This is a genomic window from Streptomyces phytophilus (genome assembly GCF_013870535.1).
Classification (GTDB): Bacteria; Actinomycetota; Actinomycetes; order Streptomycetales; family Streptomycetaceae; genus Streptomyces; species Streptomyces phytophilus.
Genome location: NZ_JACBXC010000398.1, coordinates 1 through 4856 on the forward strand (window position 1 = coordinate 1; position 4856 = coordinate 4856).

The 4856-nt window shown below is 69.4% G+C and carries 5 protein-coding genes and 2 pseudogenes; 3 read left to right on the plus strand and 4 right to left on the minus strand.

Annotated features, from left to right (window positions below; translation table 11 throughout):
• Positions 1–128: pseudogene (locus H5J30_RS36795) on the plus strand (histidine phosphatase family protein); the annotation flags it as partial.
• A gap of 51 nt (positions 129–179) precedes the next feature.
• A complete protein-coding gene (locus H5J30_RS17755; protein ID WP_181788398.1) occupies positions 180–881 on the plus strand; it encodes a DsbA family oxidoreductase in 702 nt (233 codons plus the stop codon).
• Between the two features lie 87 nt (positions 882–968).
• On the opposite strand, the gene thpD is transcribed toward H5J30_RS17755, so the two are convergent.
• The 4 genes from thpD to ectA form a co-directional block, all read right to left on the minus strand.
• A complete protein-coding gene (gene thpD, locus H5J30_RS17760; RefSeq protein ID WP_181788399.1) occupies positions 969–1862 on the minus strand; it encodes an ectoine hydroxylase in 894 nt (297 codons plus the stop codon).
• A 5-nt stretch (positions 1863–1867) separates the two neighbouring features.
• Positions 1868–2266, minus strand: coding sequence for an ectoine synthase (locus tag H5J30_RS17765; protein WP_181788400.1), 399 nt, complete (start codon positions 2264–2266; stop codon positions 1868–1870).
• Between the two features lie 108 nt (positions 2267–2374).
• Positions 2375–3643 (minus strand): diaminobutyrate--2-oxoglutarate transaminase, encoded by a 1269-nt coding sequence (gene ectB / locus H5J30_RS17770; protein ID WP_181788401.1) that lies wholly within the window; start codon positions 3641–3643, stop codon positions 2375–2377.
• A 55-nt stretch (positions 3644–3698) separates the two neighbouring features.
• Positions 3699–4253 (minus strand): diaminobutyrate acetyltransferase, encoded by a 555-nt coding sequence (ectA, locus tag H5J30_RS17775; protein ID WP_181788402.1) that lies wholly within the window; start codon positions 4251–4253, stop codon positions 3699–3701.
• Positions 4254–4662: 409 nt separating this feature from the next.
• Between ectA and H5J30_RS17780 the strand changes: the two are divergent.
• Positions 4663–4856, plus strand: a pseudogene (locus H5J30_RS17780) (amidohydrolase family protein); the annotation flags it as partial.

Below are 4856 nucleotides of genomic sequence, written 5' to 3' on the forward strand. Positions count from 1 at the left end.
ACGCCCTCGACCTGCCCTCCGCCGCTTTCTGGCGGCTGGACGTACCGCCCCTGACCGGCACCGAACTGACCGGCCGCGCCGGCCGCTGGAACCTCCGCTGCGGCATCCCGCTCACCCCCGGCCCCTGATCACCGCCCCGCGGGGGAATACCGACCACCGCCCCGCCCGTTTGCGCGGTCATGCGAGTAGAGATCTGGTCCGATGTCGTCTGCCCCTGGTGCTACATCGGCAAGGCCCGGTTCGAGAAGGGTCTCGCCGCCTTCGCCGGGCGCGACGAGGTCGAGGTGGTGCACCGCTCGTACGAGCTGTCCGCCGGGGCGCCGCGGGACGGCGGCCTGCCTCTCGGCCCCGAGCTGAAGGCCAAGTTCGGCTGGGACGACGCGCAGCTCAAGGCGATGGAGGACCGGGTCGGCGCCGCCGCCGCGTCCGAGGGGCTCGGCATGCGCCACGACCGGTTCGTCACCGGCACCTTCGACCTGCACCGCCTCCTGCACCTCGCCAAGGAGCGCGGCGTACAGGAGCGGCTCCTCGACGCGCTCTACACGGCGAACTTCGCCGAGGCCCGCCCGATCGGCGACGACGACACGATCGTGGAGATCGCGACCGGCGCCGGCCTCGACGCCGACGAGGTGCGCAAGGTCCTCGCGGACGGGGACGCCTACGCCGACGCCGTACGCGCCGACGAGAAGGAAGCCGCCGAGCTGGGTGCCAACGGCGTGCCGTTCTTCGTCATCGACCGCCGCTTCGCCGTCTCCGGCGGGCAGCCGGCGGACGTCTTCACGCAGGCCCTGGAGCAGGCCGCCGTGCGCAGGCTGCAGGACGTCGCCGGCACGGGCGGCCAGGGCCTCTGCGCGGACGACCACGCCTTTGACGCGCCGTAGCGGACCGTATACGCGGAAGTAGCGGCGGACACGGCCGCGCCCCCCGCCCGGATCTCCGGGCGGGGGGCGCGGCCGTACGCCGTCATCTCACCGCACGGGCGTGAAGTCCCGCGCGCCGATGTAGTCCGGCCGCCGCACGGGCGCCGCGAACGGCTCCACCGCCGCGTTCTCCACGCTGTTGAAGACGAGGAAGACGTTGCTGCGCGCGTACGGCGTGATGTTGTCACCCGAGCCGTGCATGCAGTTGCAGTCGAACCAGGTCGCCGACCCCGCCGAGCCGGTGAACAGCTTGATGCCGTGCGCTTCCGCCATCTCCGTCAGCGCCCCGTCCGACGGCGTGCCGGCGTCCTGCATCTGCAGCGACTTCTTGTAGTTGTCCTTCGGCGTGGAACCCGCGCAGCCGAGGAAGGTCTTGTGCGACCCCGGCATGATCATGAGGCCGCCGTTGGTCTCGTAGTTCTCCGTCAGCGAGATCGAGACCGACACGGTCCGCATGTTCGGCAGGCCGTCCTCGGCGTGCCAGGTCTCGAAGTCCGAGTGCCAGTAGAAGCCGCTGGCGCCGAACCCGGGTTTGACGTTGATCCGGCTCTGGTGGATGTACACGTCGGAGCCGACGATCTGCCGCGCCCGGTCGAGGACGCGCTCGTCGCGCACCAGCTTGCCGAAGACGTCGCTGATCTTGTGGATCTCGAAGATGGAGCGCACGGACTTCGTGCTGGCCTCGACGATCGAGCGCGCGTCGGCGCGGATCTGCGGGTCGGCGACGAGCCGGTCCAGCTCCGCCTTGTACGTCTCCACCTCCTCCGCGGTGATCAGCTGGTCGACCGTCAGGTAGCCGTTGCGCTCGTAGCCCTCCAGCTCCCAGGGCGGGATGGGCCCGTCGGCACCCGGTTCCGACCAGACCACCGGGTCCTGACGAGGCGTGCTCACTTCGTCGGCGCCGCGCGTCGGGTAGAGGTCGGTGACAGTCGGGCTGGCCATGGTTCTCAGTCCTCCTCAGTCAGCAGCGGGTACACGCCGTTCTCGTCGTGGTCTTCGCGGCCCGTGACCGGCGGGTTGAAGACGCAGATGCAGCGGAAGTCCTGCTTGATCCGCATCGTGTGCTTCTCGTGCCCGTCCAGCAGGTACATCGTCCCCGGCGTGATGACGTGCCTCTCGCCGGTCTCGTCGTTGGTGAGTTCGGCTTCGCCCTCGACGCAGACGACGGCCTCTATGTGGTTCGCGTACCACATGGAGGTCTCGGTGCCCGCGTAGAGCACGGTCTCGTGGAGGGAGAAGCCGACGCGCTCCTGCGCGAGCACGATGCGCTTGGACTCCCAGGTGCCCGACGCGGACCTGATGTGCCGGTCGGTGCCCTCAAGCTCCTTGAAGGATCGGACGATCACGGTGCTTCTGTGCCTCTCTCTCGGATTCGGCCCGGCGCTCTGCCGGTGGTCTCTCGGCGTGTACGCATCCGCCCGTACGGGACGGGGCGGGCCGCGCGCCCCCGGCCGTCAGGTGGTCTCGCGGACCGCCCGCGCCAGCGTGCGCAGCCCCTCGTCCAGGATGTCCGGCGTCGTCGTGAGCGCCGGCAGCAGCTTGACGACCTCGCTCTGCGGCCCCGAGGTCTCCAGGATGAGCCCCAGCTCGAAGGCGCGCCGGCAGACGCGCGTCGCGCGCGCCGGGTCGGGGAACTCCAGCCCCCACACCATGCCGCGGCCGCGGTACGTGGCGTCGGTGTCGGCGTGCTCCGCGCAGATGGCGATCAGCGCCTGCTCGATCTGCTCGCCGCGGGCGAGGGTCTGCTTCTCCATCTGCCCGTCGGCCCAGTACGTGTCGAGCGCGGCGGTGGCGGTGACGAACGCCGGGTTGTGGCCGCGGAACGTGCCGTTGTGCTCGCCCGGCTCCCAGACGTCCAGCTCCGGCTTGAAGAGCGTGAGGGACATCGGCAGCCCGTAGCCGCTGATGGACTTGGACAGCGTGACGATGTCCGGCGTGATGCCCGCGTCCTCGAAGGAGAAGAAGCCGCCGGTGCGCCCGCAGCCCATCTGGATGTCGTCCACGATGAGCAGCATGTCGCGGCGTTTGCACAGGTCGGCGAGGCCGCGGAGCCACTCGGCGCGGGCCACGTTGATGCCGCCCTCGCCCTGGATGGTCTCGACGATGACGGCGGCGGGCTTGTTGAGCCCGGAGCCCTGGTCCTCCAGCAGCCGCTCGAACCACAGGAAGTCCGGGACCTGGCCGTCGAGGTAGTTGTCGAACGGCATGGGGGTGCCGTGCACCAGCGGGATGCCGGCGCCGGCGCGCTTGAAGGCGTTGCCGGTGACGGCGAGCGAGCCGAGCGACATGCCGTGGAAGGCGTTGGTGAACGAGACGATCGCCTCGCGGCCCTTGACCTTGCGGGCCAGCTTCAGCGCGGCCTCGACGGCGTTGGTGCCCGTCGGCCCCGGGAACATGACCTTGTACGGCAGGTCGCGGGGGCGCAGGACGACGTTCTGGAAGGTCTCCAGGAACGCGCGCTTGGCGGTGGTGGCCATGTCCAGGCCGTGCACGATGCCGTCGCGCTCCAGGTAGTCGAGCAGGGCGCGCTTGAGCACGGCGTTGTTGTGGCCGTAGTTGAGTGAGCCGGCGCCGGCGAAGAAGTCGAGGTAGGTGTGGCCGTCCTCGTCGTACAGATAGCTGCCCTGGGCCCGGTCGAAGACCGCGGGCCAGCCACGGCAGTAGCTGCGCACCTCCGACTCCAGGGTCTCGAAGACGCTCAGGGCGGGCGGTGTGATGGTCACAGCGTTCTCCTGGGAGATGATCCGATGTGCGGGGGGTACGAATGGGGCGGTGCGCTCAGCTCGCGAGGGGGCCGATGCGGTACAGCAACTCGGGCTCGTGTCCGTCCGGGAAGTGCTCCCCGCGGAACAGCACGTCCCGGTCGACGCCGGCGCCGTGGCGGCGCGCGTACGAGCGGAAGAGCTGGTCGGAGGCGGAGTTGTCCGGGGTGATGGTCGTTTCGAGGCGGCGTATGCCGCGGTCGAGCAGCGCGCGCTCGGTCAGTCCGTCGAGCAGCGCGCCGGCGAGTCCGCGGCCGCGGAACGCGGCGTCCACGGCGATCTGCCAGACGACGAGGGTCTCCGGCCGGGCGGGCCGGATATAGCCGGTGACGAAGCCGACCGGGGCGCCGTCCGAGTCCCGCGCCACGACGGTGGTGTCGGCGAAGTCGCGACACCACAGCAGGTAGCTGTACGAGGAGTTGAGGTCCAGCGACCCGGAGTCGCGTGCGATGCGCCAGATCGCGGCGCCGTCCTCGATTCGCGGGGTGTCCAGCCGGACACCCGCCTCGTCTGCAGCCGCGGAGCGGGGTTTATCGGGAGGGCCTGCTAGGTCTGCTTGTGCGGCAGTCATGCAGATTGAATTTACCTAGGGGAAATTGAAATCGCACGGCCGACAGGGGTTACAAAAGGGACGTAGGTGTGTTATCCGCGGGCACGCGCGAGCGCGCGAATCGAAGGAGATATGCCCGGTATCTTATGGAATTCCCGGGGGGACTTGGCGCCCAAGCCGGAAATGTAACGGGTTGATAACGACTCCGGCCGGTGTCCGGATTGAGAAGGTTGACTGGCCGAAAATTTACGTGGTTTACCCGGCGAGGAAGCGGGCAGAAGAAGACGGGAAAATCACTTCGCGGAGGCGACGATAAACTGCCGTTAAACATACGTCAATGCCTCACCCCCCGTGTTCGTTCCTTTGCGTGAAGATGCCTGTGGCACTCCCGGGAGATCGCCGGGACCGGCCGCCCGCTAAGGTGCCGCGCATGAGCGAGAGCCCGGTGCTGCGCGTGAGGGGCCGGGTGCTGACCGGCCGCGAGGAAGTCCGCGACGAGCTGTGGGTGGTGGGTGGACGCGTCACCTTCACGCCACCGGCCGCCGCGCGTGAAGTCGTCGACGTCGAGGGCTGGGCGCTGCCGGGGCTCGTCGACGCCCACTGCCACGTGGGGCTCGACGCGCA